At 67.9% G+C, this 17,935-nt stretch carries 17 protein-coding genes; 5 read left to right on the top strand and 12 right to left on the bottom strand.

Annotated elements, in window-relative coordinates:
* The first annotated feature begins 4 nt into the window (after positions 1-4).
* Positions 5-1,498, top strand: a complete 1,494-nt coding sequence (locus BM272_RS00585; RefSeq protein ID WP_093426820.1) for a phosphohexomutase domain-containing protein — start codon at positions 5-7, stop codon at positions 1,496-1,498.
* A 3-nt stretch (positions 1,499-1,501) separates the two neighbouring features.
* Here BM272_RS00585 and hemN read toward each other — a convergent pair whose 3' ends face one another.
* The 5 genes from hemN to BM272_RS00560 all read right to left on the bottom strand — a co-directional run bounded on the left by hemN (position 1,502) and on the right by BM272_RS00560 (position 6,474).
* The gene (gene hemN, locus BM272_RS00580) at positions 1,502-2,878 is read right to left on the bottom strand and encodes an oxygen-independent coproporphyrinogen III oxidase (protein ID WP_093426819.1); all 1,377 of its coding nucleotides are present in this window, start codon (positions 2,876-2,878) and stop codon (positions 1,502-1,504) included.
* Positions 2,879-2,955: 77 nt separating this feature from the next.
* Positions 2,956-3,861, bottom strand: coding sequence for a 50S ribosomal protein L3 N(5)-glutamine methyltransferase (gene prmB, locus BM272_RS00575; protein WP_093426818.1), 906 nt, complete (start codon positions 3,859-3,861; stop codon positions 2,956-2,958).
* Entirely contained in the window at positions 3,848-4,288 is a 441-nt protein-coding gene (locus BM272_RS00570) for a phosphate-starvation-inducible protein PsiE (protein WP_093426817.1), read from the bottom strand. Before BM272_RS00570 ends, prmB begins: the two co-directional genes overlap by 14 nt.
* 151 nt (positions 4,289-4,439) lie before the next feature.
* Positions 4,440-5,792, bottom strand: coding sequence for a sensor histidine kinase (locus BM272_RS00565; protein ID WP_275886919.1), 1,353 nt, complete (start codon positions 5,790-5,792; stop codon positions 4,440-4,442).
* A gap of 22 nt (positions 5,793-5,814) precedes the next feature.
* Entirely contained in the window at positions 5,815-6,474 is a 660-nt protein-coding gene (locus BM272_RS00560; protein ID WP_093426815.1) for a response regulator, read from the bottom strand.
* Positions 6,475-6,615: 141 nt separating this feature from the next.
* Here BM272_RS00560 and BM272_RS00555 point away from each other — a divergent pair, with 141 nt between their 5' ends.
* The 3 genes from BM272_RS00555 to dsbD are packed head-to-tail and all read left to right on the top strand — an operon-like array spanning position 6,616 to position 9,629.
* Positions 6,616-7,104, top strand: a complete 489-nt coding sequence (locus BM272_RS00555; protein WP_093426814.1) for a DsrE family protein — start codon at positions 6,616-6,618, stop codon at positions 7,102-7,104.
* Positions 7,091-7,702: a thiol:disulfide interchange protein DsbG gene (gene dsbG / locus BM272_RS00550; RefSeq protein ID WP_159432968.1), complete on the top strand. Its 612-nt coding sequence runs from the start codon at positions 7,091-7,093 to the stop codon at positions 7,700-7,702. The genes BM272_RS00555 and dsbG overlap by 14 nt, the downstream gene beginning before the upstream one ends.
* The gene (gene dsbD / locus BM272_RS00545) at positions 7,593-9,629 is read left to right on the top strand and encodes a protein-disulfide reductase DsbD (RefSeq protein WP_093426812.1); all 2,037 of its coding nucleotides are present in this window, start codon (positions 7,593-7,595) and stop codon (positions 9,627-9,629) included. Before dsbG ends, dsbD begins: the two co-directional genes overlap by 110 nt.
* Before the next feature lie 330 nt (positions 9,630-9,959).
* Here dsbD and BM272_RS00540 read toward each other — a convergent pair whose 3' ends face one another.
* Positions 9,960-10,301, bottom strand: a complete 342-nt coding sequence (locus tag BM272_RS00540) for a hypothetical protein (RefSeq protein ID WP_093426811.1) — start codon at positions 10,299-10,301, stop codon at positions 9,960-9,962.
* A gap of 456 nt (positions 10,302-10,757) precedes the next feature.
* Between BM272_RS00540 and BM272_RS00535 the strand changes: the two genes are divergently transcribed.
* Positions 10,758-11,582 carry a YceK/YidQ family lipoprotein gene (locus BM272_RS00535; RefSeq protein WP_093426810.1) on the top strand — a complete coding sequence of 275 codons (825 nt, stop codon included), beginning with the start codon at positions 10,758-10,760 and terminating at the stop codon, positions 11,580-11,582.
* Positions 11,583-11,736: 154 nt separating this feature from the next.
* Here BM272_RS00535 and BM272_RS00530 read toward each other — a convergent pair whose 3' ends face one another.
* From BM272_RS00530 to BM272_RS00505, 6 genes are all read right to left on the bottom strand, one after another.
* Complete coding sequence (locus BM272_RS00530) at positions 11,737-11,997, bottom strand: hypothetical protein (RefSeq protein WP_093426809.1); 261 nt, start codon at positions 11,995-11,997, stop codon at positions 11,737-11,739.
* Positions 11,998-12,008: 11 nt separating this feature from the next.
* Positions 12,009-13,154 (bottom strand): DUF7146 domain-containing protein, encoded by a 1,146-nt coding sequence (locus tag BM272_RS00525; RefSeq protein WP_093426808.1) that lies wholly within the window; start codon positions 13,152-13,154, stop codon positions 12,009-12,011.
* Between the two features lie 146 nt (positions 13,155-13,300).
* Positions 13,301-13,639 carry a hypothetical protein gene (locus BM272_RS00520; RefSeq protein WP_093426807.1) on the bottom strand — a complete coding sequence of 113 codons (339 nt, stop codon included), beginning with the start codon at positions 13,637-13,639 and terminating at the stop codon, positions 13,301-13,303.
* A 78-nt stretch (positions 13,640-13,717) separates the two neighbouring features.
* Positions 13,718-15,595 carry a vWA domain-containing protein gene (locus BM272_RS00515; RefSeq protein WP_093426806.1) on the bottom strand — a complete coding sequence of 626 codons (1,878 nt, stop codon included), beginning with the start codon at positions 15,593-15,595 and terminating at the stop codon, positions 13,718-13,720.
* A gap of 76 nt (positions 15,596-15,671) precedes the next feature.
* A complete protein-coding gene (locus BM272_RS00510; RefSeq protein WP_093426805.1) occupies positions 15,672-16,715 on the bottom strand; it encodes a DUF3150 domain-containing protein in 1,044 nt (347 codons plus the stop codon).
* 86 nt (positions 16,716-16,801) lie between these two features.
* Positions 16,802-17,746, bottom strand: a complete 945-nt coding sequence (locus tag BM272_RS00505) for an AAA family ATPase (protein ID WP_093426804.1) — start codon at positions 17,744-17,746, stop codon at positions 16,802-16,804.
* Between the last annotated feature and the right edge of the window lie 189 nt (positions 17,747-17,935).

Genomic DNA, 17,935 nt, shown 5'->3' with positions numbered 1-17,935 from the left:
ACGCATGCCCCATAGCATCGCCGACCTCATGCACCGGACCGGCGTCGGCTTCGGCAACGGCGGGATCCGGGCCCCGGCGACGGAACTCGGCGACGCGGTGGTCTACGCCTTCACCCACGCCTTTCTCGACCACCTCCGCCAGGCCGGCCACCTGGACCGGGTCCGCCAGGTCCCGGTGGGGGGCGATCTCCGCCCCTCCTCCACCGCCATCATGCGGGCAGCCGCGGCGGCCATCGCGGATTCCGGGCTCTTCCCCGTGAATGCCGGCCGCCTGCCCGCCCCGGCACTGGCCTGGTACGCCCTGCACCACCACGTGCCCGCCGTACTGGTCACCGGTAGCCACATGTCCGGCGAGAGTAACGGGCTCAAGTTCTTCCGCCCCGATGGGGATGCGGGCCGCGCCGACGAGACGGCCCTGCGCCGACAGCCGGTGGTCCTCCCCTCGCACCGCTTTGACCAGCAGGCTCGCATGCACGGGGGCGTGCCGCTGGGTGAGACCGACCGCACCATCGAGAGTGGCTGGCGCGAGCGGCTGAAGACCTTCCTGCGCCCGGAGGGCCTGACGGGCTGGAAGGTCGGCGTGGTGGAACAGAGCACCACCGCCCGGGAGCCGCTGGTGGCGCTACTCGAGGCCCTTGGCACCGGGGTCACTCGCCTGGGGCGACGCGAGACCTTCCTTGCGCTGGATACCGAGGACCTGCCCTCGGCCTGGGAAGAGGCCGGGCCCCTGTGGGTCCGCAAGCACGGCCTGGATGCGCTGATCTCCGCCGACGCGGACGGCGATCGCCCCCTGCTGGCCACCGCCGAGGGAACCTGGCTGCGCGGGGACCGGATCGGTGCCCTGGCGGCCCGGGAGCTCGGGGCATCCACGGTGGTTACCCCGGTAACCAGCACCGCGGCCATCGAGGCCAGCGAGTGGTTCGAGGTCGTCCACCGTACCCGGGTGCCCTCCCCGGAACTGGGGGCCGCGCTCCATCAGGAGGCGGCCCGGGCGGGTCGGGGAGACGACGCCGTGGTGGGCTTCGCCGCCCACGGCGGCCTGCTCACGGCCAGCCCCCTGGCGATGGAGGGGCGCACCCTCCCCCCGCTCCCCAGCCGCGACGGCGTTCTTCCCGCCCTGCTGGCGCTCCAGGCCGCCGCCAGGCGAGGCTGTTCCCTGGCCGCCCTGGACCGGGAGCTTCCGGACCGCCATACCGACAGCACCAAGCTCACCGGCTTCACCCGGGAGTGGGTGGCCGAGCTGGCCGAGGACTTCAAGTCGGGGAGCGCTGAGGCGCGCCAGCAGCTCGGGGCCGCCCTGGATCTGCCCGCCCCCGTCACCGCCATCGATACCTACGACGGGATCCGGGCGACACTGGGGGACGGCTCGGTGGTCCATCTGCGCGCCTCCGGCAATGCCCGGGTGCTACGAATCTACGTGGAGGCGGACAGCCGCGAGGCGGCCCGGGAACTGCGGGATGCCGTCGCCGCCCGGGCGGCGGCAACATGGAGCGCGTAGCGCTCAGATCACCCTGGAGTGGCGCCCCTCGGCCCGCTCCAGGTAGGCATCGAAGACCATGCAGATGTTGCGGATGAGGAGCTTGCCGGGTTCGCGGACCCGCAGGATCGCCCCCTCCCGCTCCACCAGCCCGTCGGCGGCCATGGGCTCCAGGGCCGCCCGCTCGGCGGCGAAGTAGTCGTCGAAGTCGATCCCCCACTGGGCCGAGACCCGGGCGGTATCCAGCTGGAAGTGGCAGATGAGGTCGGTGATCACTGCCCGGCGCAGACGGTCGTCGAAGGTGAGCTCCAGGCCGCGGAAGACCGGCAGGCGCCCGGCGTCCAGGGCGGCGTAGTAGTCGTCCAGCTCGCGGACGTTCTGGCTGTAGGTATTCCCCACCTGGCCGATGCCGGTGGCGCCGATGGCGACCAGATCGCAGGTGGCATGGGTGGAGTAGCCCTGGAAGTTGCGGTGCAGAGTCCCATCAGCCTGGGCGCGGGCCAGTTCGTCGTCGGGCCGGGCGAAGTGGTCCATGCCGATGTAGACGTAGCCGGCGCCGGTGAGCCGGTCGATGGTCTCGTGGAGGATGGCCAGCTTCTCCTGCGGGCTGGGCAGGTCCTCCTCCCGGATCCGCCGCTGCGGCTTGAAGTAGTGCGGCATGTGGGCGTAGTTGAAGACGGCGATCCGGTCCGGCGCCGCCTCGATGATCCGGTCCAGCGTCCGGGCGAAGCGCTGCCGGTCCTGGAAGGGCAGGCCGTACATCAGGTCCACGCTCACCGAGCGGAAGCCCTCGGCCCGGGCGGTATCCAGGGCGCCGAAGGTATCGGCATCGGGCTGGACCCGGTTCACCGCTCTCTGGACCTCGGGATCCAGGTCCTGGATCCCGATGCTCAGCCGGTTGAAGCCGAGCTGGCGCAGGAGGTGGAGGGTGTCCTTCCCCACCTCGCGCGGGTCGATCTCCAGGGCGTACTCCCCGGTGTCGTCATCGCGCAGGCGGAAGTGGCGGGCGGTGGCCTCGATGAGCCGCTCCATCTCGCCGTGGGAGAGGAAGGTCGGCGTACCGCCGCCCCAGTGCATCTGGTCCACCGGCCGCTGGCCGTCGAAGAGTCCCCCCTGCAGGGCCAGCTCCCGCTCCACCCGATCCAGGTAGGCGCCGGCGCGGCTGCGGTCCTTGGTGACCACCTTGTTGCAGGCGCAGTAGAAGCAGACGGTGTCGCAGAAGGGGATGTGGACGTAGAGGGAGAGCGGCGCCCCGCCGGCGTTGGTCGCCCGGGCGGCGGCGCGATACTCCGCCTCGCCGAAGCCCTCGTGGAACTGCACCGCGGTGGGATAGGAGGTATACCGCGGCCCGGAGGTGTCGTAGCGGCGGATGAGCTCCTCGTTGAACAGGGCGTCGGTCATGGCAACCTCCTGCGAATGTGGGCGCAGTCTGACGCGCCGGCCGGCGGTCTTCCCTGACCCGGATCAAGGCGGGCCGACTACGCTGCCTCCAGCTCCTCCCGCGTAACGGCGAAGACGCCCTCGCCGCCCCGCTCGAAGGCCAGCCAGGTCAGCGGCAGATGGGGCCAGCGGCGGGCGACGGCGGGGGCACTGGCGCCGACCTCCACCACCAGCAGGCCACCGGGATTCAGGTGTTCCACCGCCTCGTCCAGTATCCAGGCGACGATCTCCAGGCCATCATGGCCGGCGGCCAGGGCGTGTTCCGGCTCGTGGCGGAACTCCTCGGGCAGCGCGGCCATGGCATCGGCATCCACGTAGGGCGGGTTGGAGACGATAAGGTCGTAGGTCGCCCCCTCCAGGCCGTGGAAGACATCGGCCCGGACGGTCCGGACCTGCCCCTCCAGCTCGTGGCGGCGGATGTTCTCCTCCGCCACCTCCAGGGCGCCGGCATCGATGTCGCTGGCGTCCACCAGCGCCTGGGGGAAGGCGTAGGCACAGGCGATGGCGATGCAGCCGCCCCCGGTGCCCAGGTCCAGCACCCGCTCCACGCCGTCCGGATCCAGCCAGGGCTCGAAGCGCGCCTCGATGAGTTCGGCGATGGGCGAGCGCGGCACCAGCACCCGCTCGTCGGTATAGAACTCCAGGCCGGCGAACCAGGCCTGGTGGGTGAGGTAGGCGGCCGGCCGCCGGGTGGTGATCCGGGAGACCAGCAGCTCGTGGACCACCTCGCGCTCCGCCGGGGTCAGCGTGCCGGCGAGGTAGAAATCGGGGGTATCCGGCGCCAGGTTCAGACCGTGGAGGACCAGCTGGGCCGCCTCGTCCACCGCATCTGCGGTCCCGTGGCCGAAGTGCAGCCCCGCCTCGCGGAAGCGGCTGGCCCCCCAGCGGATCCAGTCCCGCGCCGTGGTGAGATGGCTCATCGCCTCCTCGTCACCGTTGACCATGGGTCCCCTCCTGTTCCCTGGTGCGGGGCGTCCCGTCCAGCTGTTCGTCGTAGGGGTAGCGCACGTGGCCGTAGCGGATCACCAGCACGGCGATGGCCAGAAACAGGATCGCTGCCGCCACCGCCAGCATCCGCCAGCTCTCCAGATCCTTCATGTCCAGGATGAGATAGCGCGCCAGGGCCACCATGGCGATGTACATGGGCAGGCGCACGGGGAGCTGGCCGGACTTCACGTAGAGCCCGACCATGGTGAGGACCTCGAGGTAGATGAAGAGCAGCAGGAGGTCACCCAGGCGCACCTCGCGCGCCAGGACCATCACCTCGACCTCCTGGCCGATGGCCACCACCGTCGCGATGGCGATGATGGCCAGACCGACGTACTCCACCCACTCGATGGAGCGGATCCCCAGTTCCTTGCCGCGCCTCATCGGCTGCTCCCCTTTCTTGCGATGGGCCCCATGCTACTTTGGTGCCCTCCTGGCCGCCAGCCGGCTGTACCGACCACCCCCTGCTCCGGGCGTCTGCCGTCCGGGATCCGGCCGGCGAACCCGGGTGGGTGGCAGACCGGGTGGTCACCCCCTAGCCCTTGGACGGCGCCGGGGCCAGATCCACGACCACCATCAGACCGTGGCCCTCGGGATTGACCTCCAGCCTGACTCGCCCCCCGTGCAGGGCGGCCATCCGGTTGGCGACAGGGAGCCCGAGCCCGGAGCCCGAACCGGGACTCCCCTCCGGACGGTAGAAGCGCTCCATGACCCGCTTCCGCTCCTCCGGCGGAAGGCCGGGGCCGTGGTCGGTGATGGTGACCCGCAGGGGGCTCGCCTCCAACCGCACCGAGATCGGCCGCTCCGAAGAGCCGTACTGCACGGCGTTCTCCAGAAGATTCCGCACCATCTCTTCCAGGGCGGGCCCATCGCCGCGGATCCGGACAGGATGATCGGGCGGGTGGAGCTCGATACCCCCTGCGAACGGTTCATTTTCCCGACGCACCGCAGCCACCGCATCCGCCACCACACTGCCCAGATCCACGTCCTGGTCCGGATGCTCGGCATCCTCGTCGAACCGGGCCAGGGTCAGCAGCTGGCGCATCAGCCGGTCCGCCCGATCGGTACCACGCACCACCTGATCCAGGGCACGCTCCCGGGTCTCCTTGTCGGGCGCCTCCCGGGCCACCTGCGCCTGGGTCCTGAGGGCAGCCAGGGGCGTTCGCAGCTGGTGGGCGGCATCGGCCAGGAAGCGGCGCTCCCGGGCCACGGTATGGCGAAGCCGTACCAGAAGACCATCGATGGCACCCATCAACGGAGCCACCTCGCGCGGGGCCGGCCCGCTGTCGTCCAGGCTCTCCAGGCTCTCCGTATCCAGGCATTCCACCCGTTCGGTCGCCTCGCGCAACGGGATCAGGCCCCGCCGCACGGCAAAACCGATGGCCAGGGCCAGCGCCGGTAACGCCAGCAGGAACGGGATCGACAGGCCTGCGGCGATGCGATTGGCCAGCCGGTCTCGAAGGGCCTGCCGCTCTCCGACCAGCACACGCGGCGCCCCCTCTTCTGCCTTAGCGGCAAAGATCCGCCAGTCGGTCCCCTGAGCTGAAACGTCGGCGAAGCCCCGCGATAACTGACCGAGGGGCCTTTCCGGCGCTCCGTCCGAGCGCGACAGTAGTTCGCCATCGAGGGACCAGACCTGGCACGCCATACCTTCCGCGAGCTCCTCGGAACGGCGCCCCGCGAGGCCCTTGCCCTCCCGGGCTCCAAGAATGCCTGCCAGGCTGTCCCGTGCCGCGGCACCCTCCTCCCAGAGGTTCTGGACCATGTGGGCGGATTCCGCCAGCTTGGTATCGAGCACCTCGTTCACCTCGGCCCGAAGGGACACGAAGATCCAGGCAGCTGCCACCGTCCATACCAGCGCCAGCGTCCCCCCGATGATCCAGAACAATCGCCGGCGCAGAGAAGGCGCCCTATCCCGCAGCAAACCGATACCCCACCCCTCGCACAGTCTTGATACGGTGATTGCCCAGCTTGCGCCGCAAATGGTGGATGTGCACCTCCAGGGCGTTGCTGGCGACCGCCTCGTCCCAGCCGTACAGCCGGTCCTCCAGATGCTCCCGGGGTACCACGCCTTCCGCACGCTCCATGAGCATGGCCAGAACCGCCGCCTCGCGTCGCCCCAGGGGCTTTTCCTCCCCGTCGACCCGGACCTGGAGGCGGTTCGGATCCAGCTCCACCCCGGCCGCTACCAGTCGCTCTTCCAACGGCGCCGCCCGCCGGCGAGCAAGCGCACGCAGGCGGGCGGCCAGCTCTTCCAGGTCAAAGGGCTTGGTCAGATAGTCGTCGGCCCCGGCATCAAGGCCCTCGATCCGGTCGTCCACGGCATCCCGGACCGTCAGCAGCAGTACTGGCAGCGTGATACCAGCCTTGCGGACAGACCGAATCACCTCGACTCCTGACCTTTGGGGTAACCGCCAGTCCATCACTGCCAGGTCAAAGGGCTCGCTCCGGATGGCATGTTCCGCCGCCGCACCGTCCGTTACCCAGTCGATGGTAAATCCCTTCGCCCGCAGACCGGCCTGGATGCCATCCCCGAGCAGGGCGTCGTCTTCGGCGATCAAGACCCGCATGACCCTGTCCTCCTCTTGCACGAGCCTGGCACAGCCGCCTTAAACGCGCCTTAAGGGATGCCTCGAATCGGCCCCATCGCCTTAATGGGGCCTTAAGCCTTCCCGGCCATACTGCACGCAGCATCCAACCAGGAGGAAACCATGGCGAAAGATTCGAACGACCCCACCCGTCGGCAGTTCCTGGCCGGCGCGGGAGGTCTCGCTGGCGCGCTTGTCCTCACCCCCACCGTCCGCGCGGCGGAGGACCGCCCCAGCTTCCCCGGGGAGGATCCGGAGGTGCGCATCGTCTTCCAGATCAACCGCGACGATCCCGACTATTACGGCCAGATTCTTTTCAGCATGGGGGAGATACTGCGCCAGCTGGACAATCAGGCCCGGCTCGTAGCAGTGGGTTTCGGCCCCGGCCTGCGGATGCTGCTCAAGGATCCGCCGGAAACGGTGAGTGGCGAGCTCAGCGACCGCATCCGCAGCCTGATGGTGTATGACGCCGATTTCCGGGCCTGCCGCAACACCATGGACGCCATGGGCCTCACCGACGAGGAGCTACTGGATGGTGTCTCCCCCGTGCCCGCCGGCGTCCTGGAAATGGCCCAACTGCAACAGGAGGGATATTCCTATGTGGCGTGGTAGACCGCGGACCAGCAGCCGGCGTTCCCTGTTTACCGCTCTGGCCGTGGCAGGGACGGTGCTCCTCTACGCAGCGACGGCGAACGCCCAGGCGAAGCCGGAAACCTGGTCACTGCTGGAAGAGAAGGCCCACTGGGTCGCCACCGGCGCGGAGGATCCTGAACGGATCATCTACGTCTTCTCCGATCCCAACTGCCCCTACTGCCACGACCTCTGGAAGGCTACTCGGCCGTACTACCAGGAAGGGCTACAGGTACGCCACATCCTGGTGGGGATCCTGCGGCCCAGCAGTCCCGGAAAGGCCGCCGCCATCCTGGGGGCCGACGACCCCGCCCGGACGCTCAACGAACACGAGCGCAATTACGAGGACGGTGGCATCGAACCCGCGGACAACCCCGATCCGGAGGCACGCTCCCAGCTCGAAACCAACCGGCAGCTCATGCAGGAGCTTGGTGCCCGGGCCACCCCCACCCTGTTCTACCGCGACGGTGATGGTTCCGTGCAGCGTATTGCAGGGATGCCGCCGCTGGAGGCCCTACCGGACATCCTGCGACTGCCGGAGCAGCCCATCGAGGATCCTGACCTCCAGCAGTACCTCTGACCCCGGCGCGCCGACGCCCAAGGAGTTTGCCCCGATGCGTAAGTTCGTACCCCGCCCTGCCTCACCAGGGCTCCTGCTGTTTCTTCTCGTGCTGCTCACGGGAACTCTGGCCAGCATGCCCGTCCAGGCCCAGAACATCCCGCAGCCCGAGCAGGCCTTCCAGCCCAGCGCTGAGGCGGTGGGACCCGACACGGTGCGGGTCACCTGGGACATCGGCGATGACACCTACCTCTACCGCGACAGGCTCGACCTCTCCGTGGTCGAGCCGGAGGGGGCCGAAGTAGTCGCCACTGAGGTACCCGCGGGCAAAGAGAAGTACGACGAGACCTTCGACCAGGTAATGGAGGTCTTCCGTGGCGAGGCCACCCTCACCGCCGAATTCAGCGGCCTCGACGGCGCCGACGAGGTGGTGGTGGAGGCCCGCTACCAGGGCTGCGCCGACGCCGGGGTGTGCTACCCACCGCAGACCCATGAGTTCCCGGTCTCCCTGACCGATGCCCCGGCGACCACCGCGGGCGGGTCGAGAACCGGCAGCGGTGACGGCGGTGGTGCGGCCGGTGAAACCAGCGAGGGCACCACCACCTCTGGCGGCTCCACCTCCGAGCAGGGCCAGTTTGCTGACGCTCTGGAGTCAGGCGGCCTACTGGCCCTGGGAATCTTCTTCCTCGCCGGCCTCGGCCTCGCCTTTACCCCGTGCATCTTCCCCATGGTGCCCATCCTGTCCGGCATCATCGTCGGCTCCGGCGGTGGCGAGGGCGGACCCGGGATGAGCAGGACCCGTGCCCTCAGCCTCTCCCTGGCCTATGTTCTGGGCGTCGCCATCACCTACGCCCTCCTCGGCGTCATCGCCGGAGCCACCGGGGCCGCCATCCAGGCCGCTCTGCAGAACCCCTGGGTCATCGGTGCCTTCGCCGCCCTATTCGTGGCCCTCGCCCTGTCCATGTTCGGCTTCTACGAACTGCAGCTTCCCAGCTCCCTGCAGAGCCGCCTGCAGCAGTCCCAGCAGCGAATGAAGGGCGGCAGTCTGGCTGGAACCTGGGTCATGGGCGTGCTCTCCGCCCTTATCGTCGGCCCCTGTGTGGCCCCGCCCCTGGCCGGTGCCCTGCTCTATATCGGCCAGAGCGGCGACATGCTCCTCGGCGGTACTTCCCTGTTCGCCATGTCCCTCGGCATGGGGATCCCCCTGCTGGTGGTCGGCACCACGGCCGGCTCGGTAATGCCGCGTGCGGGCGCCTGGATGAACACGGTCAAGTACGTCTTCGGTGTCCTCCTCCTGGGCATGGCCATCTTCCTGCTCGGGCGCGTGGTCCCCTGGGCCGTCACGCTTCTCCTCTGGGGCCTGCTGCTGATCGTGAGTGCCGTCTACCTCGGTGCGTTTGACCGCCTGTCCTCCGAACACGGTGGCTGGCAACGCCTCTGGAAGGGCCTCGGCCTGGTCCTGGTGCTCATCGGAAGCCTGCAGATCGTGGGGGCCTTCAGCGGCGGCGAGGATCCCCTGGATCCCCTGGACGGCCTGCTGGCTACCAGCCCAGAGGGTGCGGAGGGAACGCACCTGGACTTCCGCAAGGTCGACGGTCCAGGCGAGCTACAGGCCGCCCTGGACGAAGCCGCTGCGGCAGGACGCCCGGTAATGCTTGATTTCTACGCCGATTGGTGTATCGAGTGTGTGCGCTACGAGCGCACTACCTTTGAGGACCCCGGAGTCCACCAGGCGTTGGCCAACCAGGATGCCGTGCTCCTGCAAGCCGACGTCACCGAGCAGAGTGACGCCGACAAGGAGCTTCAGAGCCGGTTCAACATTATCGGGCCACCTTCCATCTCCTTCTTCAACGCCGAAGGAGAGGAAATCTGCTCTGCCCGTATCGCTGGATACAAGGCGCCCGAGGCCTTCACTACGCACGTAAAAGACCACCTCGGCGACGGCTAACGCCCTCTCCTGCATCATCAGCCAGTCCCCTCCTTTCGGGGAGGGGGCGGCTGACCGTGACCCTACGGGCGCTCTCCGACGGATTTGCCGAGGCCCGAGATACTGCCGGCGTGGCCAGCCATCTGCCGCACCCCGCTCGGCCAACGTTCCACGAGTTGATGGGCGATGATGGCCCACCCGACGTACTCCACTTACTCGTTGGAGCGGGTCCCCACGGCCTTGCCGCGTCCTATTTCCTGCCATCCCTTGCCGTTGGTGCACCCATGCTGCTGCGGCTCCTTCTCGATCGCCCGCCGAAAACACCCTGGCGAGAGCCGGACTATCCGCCGTTCAGAGGCGGATCCGCTCATGGTTCGCCTCCAGGAAACGTCGCGACAAGGCCTTTTCTTCCTCATCCAGGAGGGAGTCGATGACAAGGGGTTCTTCGCGGCTATCGCCGATGCCCAGGCCCTGAAAGGCCCGGTCGATCTTTGCAAGGTCCTTCTCCCGCCAGTTCTGGCGGGGGGAATTCCCGATTTCGAGCCGGCTCAATCCCAAATGGTCCGCCACAAAGTCTAGCGCCCCCGGGCGCTCTATATTGACGACCAGGCAATTGTCGCTGGACTGGAAGGTACGGAGAAAGCGGACGAAATCGCGGTTGCGCTCGATGATCTCGTTCTCGATGTTGGTCACGCTGGGCTCGAACCAGCCCTTGCTCTTTCTGCCTCGGCCGAAGCGGTGATGGATGACACTGCGTCGGCAGGCCCGATGGGGTCGCGCTCACCTTTCCAGTCAGAAGTCCTCAGGCATGGCGCAATGGGGCATTCATGATACCCATCAAAAAAGCCGCTTCGAAAAGCGGCTCTCTTGATGCACTTCCTGATAATTCTGGTCGGGACGGCAGGATTTGAACCTACGACCCCCACACCCCCAGAATGGCCCAAGGAAGCGCCTTCCGCCTTGATTTGTCTCGATTTTTTGCCGTCCGTCGGTGGCCCTTTAAGGCCCTTTCCGACTCTGTTTAATCAATAGGTTACACAAGAGTTTTGATCCGTGCATCCTCGTGCAACCAGACCGTTCAGAACCGTACAGGCTTGCCCCGTTCCGGCAATGTGGTCTCATGGATCCAGGCCCACGAAGGAGCGTGCCATGACCCCCACCAGCCTTCGCACACTGCTTGCCGCGACAGCCCTGGCAGGCACCCTGCTCACCGGCTGCGCCTCCTCGCCCGACTCCGGAGCCCCCGGCTGGGTCCAGACCCATACCGGCCAGGAGGACGGCTACTACCAGGTGGTCGGCCACGGCCGCTCCCCTGACGGCGACTGGCGCGAAGCCCGGGACGCGGCCATCGAGGATGCCCAGTACCAGTACCTCCTCCAGGCCGGCGTGCGGCTTGGCTCCTCCCTGCGCGAGTCCGAGGTGGACGCCGGCGACCAGGAGCACCGCCGTCGGATCGTGGAACTCAGCCAGCAGACCGCCTACGGCAAGCTGCGCAGCATGGAGCTTCGAGACATGGCCATCCGGGAGCGGGACGACGGCGGCCTGGACGCCTACGTGAAGGCGTCCCTGCGCCGGACCGACATGCAGCGCCTCCGCGACAGCTCCGAGTCCATCAGCGAGCACATCTCTGATGCCTTCGCCATGAAGGACCTCATGGGCGACGACTGGGAGGTCACCGCCACCGGCCGGGGGTCTGCCGAGCCGGAGACCCGGGATACGCCCGGCTGGAAGAAGGCCGAACGGCGTGCCCGCGCAGCGGCCATCAATACAGCAACCGCCAAGCTGGCCGAGGAGCTCGGCGTCTCCTCCGTGCAGGCCCAGGCGTCCGGCTCCGAGCGCGACACGGATACCCAGATCACTCGCGAGACGGCCGCCGAGATCGAGACCACCATGCTCGACAGCGACATGCGCCGGGAGGACGGCCGAGTGGTCGTGGAGGTCGAGATCACCGGCCGCAAGGCAAGCCCCGAGTAACCCTCTCGCTGCCACAGCGCCTCTCTCCGCCGATTTCTGGGTCAGGGATGACCAGTGCCTCATCCGCCCTGCCGAAATCCTTGCCAGCGGCCTCTGAGAAGCGGGCATAAAAAACCCCCGAGGCTCACCGCAGTGAGCACCCGGGGGTGGTGGGTCATAGTGCCTCCAGGATCCGACGGGCCTCGTCGGCCCACGGTCCCTCGAAGCGGATGGGCTCCGCCATGGCCGCCTCGTCCCGGTAGCGCCGGGCAGTGACGACCATCTGCTGGCTCAGGCCGGGGTGGCAGTACCGCTCGCGCATCAGCACGCGGTATGCCGCCTCGTCCCCGGACCAGTCAGACGGTGGAGCAAAGGGCCCGTGGCCACCCGGACGGGTGTCCACGTGGGCCAGGTGGAGCAGGCCGACAGACTGCATGGCCACCCTCCTTACGCCGCACTGCGACGCTGAGCACGACGCTTCGGAAAGGCGTCCGCGCCGTACTCGTTGAGGGTGTCCAGCCAGTCGGCCTTGTCCCCTTCGGACGGTGCCGGCGGCACCACGGCTCGCGCCTGAAGACCGGCTTCCCGGAGCTTTCCGACCAGCTCTTCGCCAGCTTCAGCCCCGATGCCACTGGTGTCGCGGTCACAGAAGACCACGACCCCGGTGACCCCCTCCGGAGGCTCGAAGCCCCGGAGGATCCGCTCCGCCAGACACGGCCAGACCGGCATGCCGGTGGCCTGCATGGCAGCCAGCGCCGTCTCCAGGCCCTCGGCTACGCCGATGACCCCATCTTCAGGCACGGCCCCCAGCCGAATATGGCCACCCTCGACACTGCGGTCGGAAGGGAAGGCCATCATCTTGCGGGGTTTGCTCACCGGCGCCTTGCCCTGGCCATCCTCGGCCAACCAGGTGCGATGCACCGAGACCGGACGGCCTTCGGCATCCCGCACCAGGGTCAGGAGCGCGGGGAAGTCCCCGAGCTTCTGGGGCGGCTCGCCCGGCTTCTCGCCCTTCTCCCACAGGGGGAGCGAGGGGTGGAAGCGGGCCTCCTGGTCGAGCGCAAAGATGGCCTGGAGCGGGTCGAGACCACGGTGCTCGAAGTAGCGAAGCAGCGGCTCCGCGTCATCCGAGTCCACCGGGATCCCGCCCTGCCAGACCTCCTTGAGCTTCCGCCGGCGGCGAAGGTTCTCCTCGTCGCTGACCGACGAAGGGGAAGGGGTGGAGACCTGCGGAGCAAACCGCGGCCGCGAACGGCCACGCTCGTCCCGCACGTACCCCTGCTCCCGCTCCAGGCCCAGGGCCAGACCCACCTGCTCGATGGCTTCCGGGAAGCTCCAACCGTGGAGCCAGCGCAGAACGGCAATGCCGTCCCGGCCGCCGCCGCAGTTGCAGATCCCGCCACCGGTGTCCTTGAAGTCGGTGAAGAGGCGGAAGTCATCTGCCCCACCGTGTTCCGGGTGGGGGCAGGCAACATGCCGCCCTGCCCGCTCCATGGCCTCCGACAGCTCGGGTGCGAGCTGGGCGAAGACCTCATCCCAGCGGCCGTTAGCCGCTGCAAAGACCTGGCTCTTGTCGAGGGGTCGATTGCTCATAGTGCTCTCCTCCTTCGTCCAGCCGGGACACCCGAAAACGCCCCGTCGAGGCGCTTTCGGGTGCCCCGACCGGGCATGGGTAGATGGAGGGAGCACACCCCCACCGGGGGAGGTGTACTCCCCCCGGTGGGGTGGAAAGATTCGGGTCAGGCCGAGGCCGCCCATCCGTCATCGACGAGATGGATGGCCTCGAAGATGGCCTCGCGCATGGCGTCGGGGTCGAGCCCCAGGCCCCGCACGAGCCCCTCGAAGGAAAGCGCATGGCTTCCCTCCTCCTGGACCCATTCGAGGATGTCCCGGCGCGTGGCCGGGCCAGCTTGCGGTGCGAACAGCTGCTCCAGGGTCCGCTCCAGCAGACCCCACGCGAACCGTTCGACCTCTTCGTCCGTCCACGACGCGATGTCGAGGACGGGATCGAGCTCCGGAGGGTCCGGAGCCATCGGCGGCATGGGTGCCGCCTCGTAGAACAGCGACAACTGCTCCATGGTCACCTCCAGGGTTAAGGCCCCGGAGGGATCCCTCCCCCGGCGGGGAATGAATCCCCGCCGGGGCGGTGGGTTGGGTTAAGCGGCCTTCAGCCGGCGTTCCAGCATGCGGAGCATGGTCTGGGGCAGCTGGCTGATGTCATCGAGGATGGCCTCTTCGTCGGCCCCCAGAGAGAGCCTCAGCTCGCCGATCCCCAGAACCAGGGTCTCGACGCCGGACTGGCGAGCCAGCCGGAATGCGTCGCGCGCCTGCCAGGGATCATTCGGATCGCCGTCCGTGAGCACGAGCAGGATCTTCCGGTCCTCACGGGCCGGGAGAAGCTGCCGCATGGCCCGCATGACGCCGCTATCGGTCCAGGTCGATCCGCCCTGGAGCACGAACGGTCCATGGCGGTACTTCCCATCCTGACCCAGCGGTTTGAGCTCCTGGGCCTGCGAGCCGAAGGCAATGACGCCGGTGGAGACCCCCTTGGCCCCCTTGAGGGCCTCAGTGACCGACCAGGCGCCCTGACAGGCCAGATTGATCCGCTGCACGGGACCACCGGACGACAGGAACTTGCCTTCGACCGCGTCCGCCATGGACCCCGAGGCATCCACCAGGATGCTGATGGCGGTGTTGACCCCCTGCTCGGAACGCTTGCGCTCGAACAGGCGGGTATCACCCACCTTCAGCCGGTGGACACGACGGGCATCGAGCCGCCGCCCCGAACGGGAATGGGTCTTCCGCGTCCGGGCCTGCGCCTCCAGAAGCCCCTGAAGGCGCTTGCGAAGGCCCAGAGTGGCCGTCTTGGCATCGGCCTTCAGCTCGGCACTCAGCCAGTCCGGTACCGCTAGATACCGACCTTCTTCGGCCATTTCGGGCAGCATGTTGTCGTGCCCGTCCTTTGCCGCATTGAGTGCCTCCCGAACGGCCGCGGTGATGTCCACGGCGTCCGGATCGGCCTCCTTGATGGCCTGCAGCAGCCCGTCCAGGGAAACCTCTCCACCGGAACCACTGCCGGCCGACGAGTCGGCCTGGCCCTGGTCGTCATCCTGCGAGTCCGCACCCGAACCAGAAGCGGCGCCGTTGCCGGCATCCTCTTCCTGGCCGGGCTCGTCGCCGGAAGCCGACGCTGAGCCATTGCCCTCCTCCGAGCTCCCGTCGGACCCCCCTTGGGTGTCCTCCTGGGCATCCTCCTCGGTGCCCTCTTCCGAGCCGCCGGCGCTGTCGCCAGCACCATCACTCGAATCGGACTCCTCGTCGGACTCGGACGAAGCATCCCCGGGCTCACCCTCCCCGGCCTGCTGGCCGGACTGGGCGTCCGAGGAGTCCCCGCCGGAGGGCTGGTCCTGCTGCTCTTCCGTGTCCTGGAGGAGCCGGTAGATGTCGAAAGCAATCCAACCGGCTTCATCCGTGGTGGCCGCGGCCGGGGCCCGGTCGATCTGCTCGTTGAGCTTATCGACCAGGTCGTCCCCGGCAGCCTGCCGGAGCAGCCGCTCGATCTCGGCGGCATAGCCATCGAGCGCGGACTGCCCTAGCCCCCGGGAACGCCCCCGGTAGAGGCAGTGCCCGAGAACCAGGGACGAGACCGGCAGATCAGCCGACGGCGCCTCGAAGGAGCCGTCATCGACACTGCACTGGCACAGGTGGTCCAGGTTCCGTCGAGCCCCCGGATACCGCCCTATCAGGGCGGCCTCGATCCGGATGTCCTCGACGATGTTGATGAGGGAGGCCCCCACCTTACGGGCCCACTGCTGGTAGACCGGAAAGTCGGTCAACAAAACGTGGGCGGACTCGTGGTCCAGAAAACCCCACGCCTTCCGGACCAGGCCGGGATCGGCCTCGTCCTTGATGGGGGGGACGTTGATGGTGGTCCCGGTCGTCCAGGCCCCGCCGGGGTCCTGGGTGATCCGGACACCCCGTTGTTCCCCCATCGCCGCGGCGACAATGGGGAAGGCGTCGAAGACGCTGCGCATGATGCACCTCCAGACACACAGCCCCCCCGTCCGGGGCTGCGTAAAGCAGACACCCCGGGACGGCGGGGATGATGGGTCAGAAGAACCAGTCCAGCTCTTCGACTTCTTCGACGGTCTCTGCCACCGGCGCAGGCGCCGAGGCCGGGGCCGGGGCCGGCTGCGGAGCCGGGTCCGGCTGTGAAGCCGGCACCGGGTTACCCTCGTCGGCCAAGTCCGATCCGGACGCCAGCATGGCGCCGTAGTCGAACCCGGACGGGGCGAGGGACTGCGGACCGGACCGCAAGACCTCCTGGGCGTGGGCCTTAGCCTTGTCCGCCCGGGACAAGAGCAGGGCCAGCCCGTGGAGCTCGGAGAGCTGGGGATCCTCGACGGAACCGGTCTTGGGCATCTGCTCCAGGACCGCGTCGATCTGATCCACCAGCGGCTGCGGCCACTCGGCCACGAAGGTCCACCCGGAGAGCTTCTCGCGGATGTCCTTCAGAGGCCGAAGAGCCCGCTGCCCGACGCTGGTCTTCCCGCTCAAAGAGCGTTCCCACCAGTCATCGGCCTCGCGGGCCACGTCCTGCAGCAGCCCACCATCGAGCCCCTGCACGGCCTCCAGAAGGCCATCAGTGGCATGCACGTCGTCGCTGGCCGGCTGGATGTTGAACACCCGGAAGTGGAACGACATGCCGCGTTCCACCTCGCTCACCGGCGCCACGGCCGAACGGATGGCCTGCTCCCATGCGGGATACTCGGCCACCCACTCGTCCACCAGGCGGGCGTAGTTGTCGATGAGGTCATGCTTGGCCACGTCGAACTCCCGCTTGATGTCTTCCAGCTCGCCGGCGAGCTGATCGACCTTCTCCCGGGGCACGGCGTACCCGCCGAGAAAGCGGGTGCCGTACTCCGAGAGCTTGCGCTCCGCCTGCTTGCGCAGGCGGTGGAAGGGGCGCAGGTGCGACGGGTCGATGGTCTTCTTCGACCCGAGGCTGGCGACCTCTTCCGGGGGCAGCTCCCCGCCGGAGATCCGCAGATCCTCCGGGCGGAGCTTCTTCCGACCCGACCAGATGGCCGAATCGAGCATGACGCAGGAAACGTCCTGCAGGACCTCTTCGTAGGTGCTGTAGGTGTGGCTCATGGGTACCTCCAGATGGTGGAGGGGCACACACCTCCCCCACCGGGGCGATGTGTGCCCCGGTGGGGAGAAAAGGGATGGTGGGACCGTTAGACGGTCTCGCCTTCCCCGGTGACCCGCTGCAGAAGCTCATGCAGCGCGGTGCGGGTGGCCGGATCGGCCCGGAAGCCGACCGCCCTATCAAAGGCGTGGTGCATGGGGCTCTTGCCCTGCTTGCTTACGCCCTTGAAGAACAGCGTGTACTTGGCCCAGCGGACCAGGACACGCGAGGAGATGGTGAAGTCCATCTGCGGACCGTCCATCTCCTCCCCGGTGAACAGCCGTCGCACGTGGACTGCGAAGTCCACGAGCTTCTCGGCATAGGTCATCGGGAGATTGGGAATGGCCTGGGTGACCAGCTGGATCTCTTCATCCCGGGAGGGGTAGTCCACCTCCATGAGGAAGAAGCGATCCATGAACGCCAGATTCTGGCGCTGGGTGCCCAGGTAGAGCCCGGTATCATCACCGCCACCGGCGGTATTGCCGGTGGCGACGAAGACGAAGTCCGGGTGGCGAGGCACGACCTCGCCGCCCTTCTCGGCAAGCACCAGGGGTTGCCCCTGGAGCAGGCCATTGAGGCCGGCGACCACCCCGGGATCGAGGTAGTCGATCTCGTCGAGCAGGAAGATATGCCCCTCCCGCATGGCGCGGGTCAGGGGGCCATCCTGAAAGACCAGACTTCCCTCCTGGAGAACGTGCTGCCCAATCAGGTCAGCCAACTCCATTTGCCCGTTGGCGGTGATCTCCTGAACCTGGAGGTTCAGGCGCGCCGCCGTTTCGGTAACGAGGGAAGATTTGCCAGCCCCGGTGGGGCCCGCGATGTACACGGATTCGCGGTTCCTGAGTCCGAGCAGGAAATCGCTCAGGATCTCCTTTCGGAACAGGTAGCCAGGGTCCGCTTCCGGGGTGTAGAGCCCCGGGGTGTCGTTGCCGGGGAAGGTCATCCCCTCGGGAACGTCTACCGAGAACGTCTCGCGGATGAAGAAATCAGCCATGGTGCACCTCGCATGAAAAAGGGGTGCACCACGCCCCACCAGGGGAGAAGTACACCCCTGGTGGGTTGGTAGTTGCCTCGGAAGAGGCTGGAGAAAAGGCGCCGCGTCCCGAAGGACGGCCCTGCTCGCAGGCGCAGCAGGATCTCAACATTGCCCGTAATCTTGGCGCAGCTTCCGGCGGCCGTAAAC

It is taken from the genome of Thiohalospira halophila DSM 15071 (assembly GCF_900112605.1).
Lineage (GTDB): Bacteria > Pseudomonadota > Gammaproteobacteria > Thiohalospirales > Thiohalospiraceae > Thiohalospira > Thiohalospira halophila.
The sequence above is the reverse complement of the archived record's forward strand: the minus strand, read 5'-3'. Positions and strand labels throughout refer to the sequence as shown.

Excerpts from the sequence above, each read along its gene's own strand:
- BM272_RS00535 (WP_093426810.1), top strand. The coding sequence starts at position 10,758 with ATGACCCCCACCAGCCTTCGCACACTGCTTGCCGCGACAGCCCTGGCA.
- BM272_RS00520 (WP_093426807.1), bottom strand. The coding sequence starts at position 13,639 with ATGGAGCAGTTGTCGCTGTTCTACGAGGCGGCACCCATGCCGCCGATG.
- BM272_RS00515 (WP_093426806.1), bottom strand. The coding sequence starts at position 15,595 with ATGCGCAGCGTCTTCGACGCCTTCCCCATTGTCGCCGCGGCGATGGGG.
- BM272_RS00585 (WP_093426820.1), top strand. The coding sequence starts at position 5 with ATGCCCCATAGCATCGCCGACCTCATGCACCGGACCGGCGTCGGCTTC.
- BM272_RS00525 (WP_093426808.1), bottom strand. The coding sequence starts at position 13,154 with ATGAGCAATCGACCCCTCGACAAGAGCCAGGTCTTTGCAGCGGCTAAC.
- BM272_RS00505 (WP_093426804.1), bottom strand. The coding sequence starts at position 17,746 with ATGGCTGATTTCTTCATCCGCGAGACGTTCTCGGTAGACGTTCCCGAG.
- BM272_RS00560 (WP_093426815.1), bottom strand. The coding sequence starts at position 6,474 with ATGCGGGTCTTGATCGCCGAAGACGACGCCCTGCTCGGGGATGGCATC.
- prmB (WP_093426818.1), bottom strand. The coding sequence starts at position 3,861 with ATGGTCAACGGTGACGAGGAGGCGATGAGCCATCTCACCACGGCGCGG.
- BM272_RS00510 (WP_093426805.1), bottom strand. The coding sequence starts at position 16,715 with ATGAGCCACACCTACAGCACCTACGAAGAGGTCCTGCAGGACGTTTCC.
- BM272_RS00555 (WP_093426814.1), top strand. The coding sequence starts at position 6,616 with ATGGCGAAAGATTCGAACGACCCCACCCGTCGGCAGTTCCTGGCCGGC.
- BM272_RS00530 (WP_093426809.1), bottom strand. The coding sequence starts at position 11,997 with ATGCAGTCTGTCGGCCTGCTCCACCTGGCCCACGTGGACACCCGTCCG.
- BM272_RS00570 (WP_093426817.1), bottom strand. The coding sequence starts at position 4,288 with ATGAGGCGCGGCAAGGAACTGGGGATCCGCTCCATCGAGTGGGTGGAG.
- hemN (WP_093426819.1), bottom strand. The coding sequence starts at position 2,878 with ATGACCGACGCCCTGTTCAACGAGGAGCTCATCCGCCGCTACGACACC.
- dsbD (WP_093426812.1), top strand. The coding sequence starts at position 7,593 with ATGGTTCCGTGCAGCGTATTGCAGGGATGCCGCCGCTGGAGGCCCTAC.
- dsbG (WP_159432968.1), top strand. The coding sequence starts at position 7,091 with ATGTGGCGTGGTAGACCGCGGACCAGCAGCCGGCGTTCCCTGTTTACC.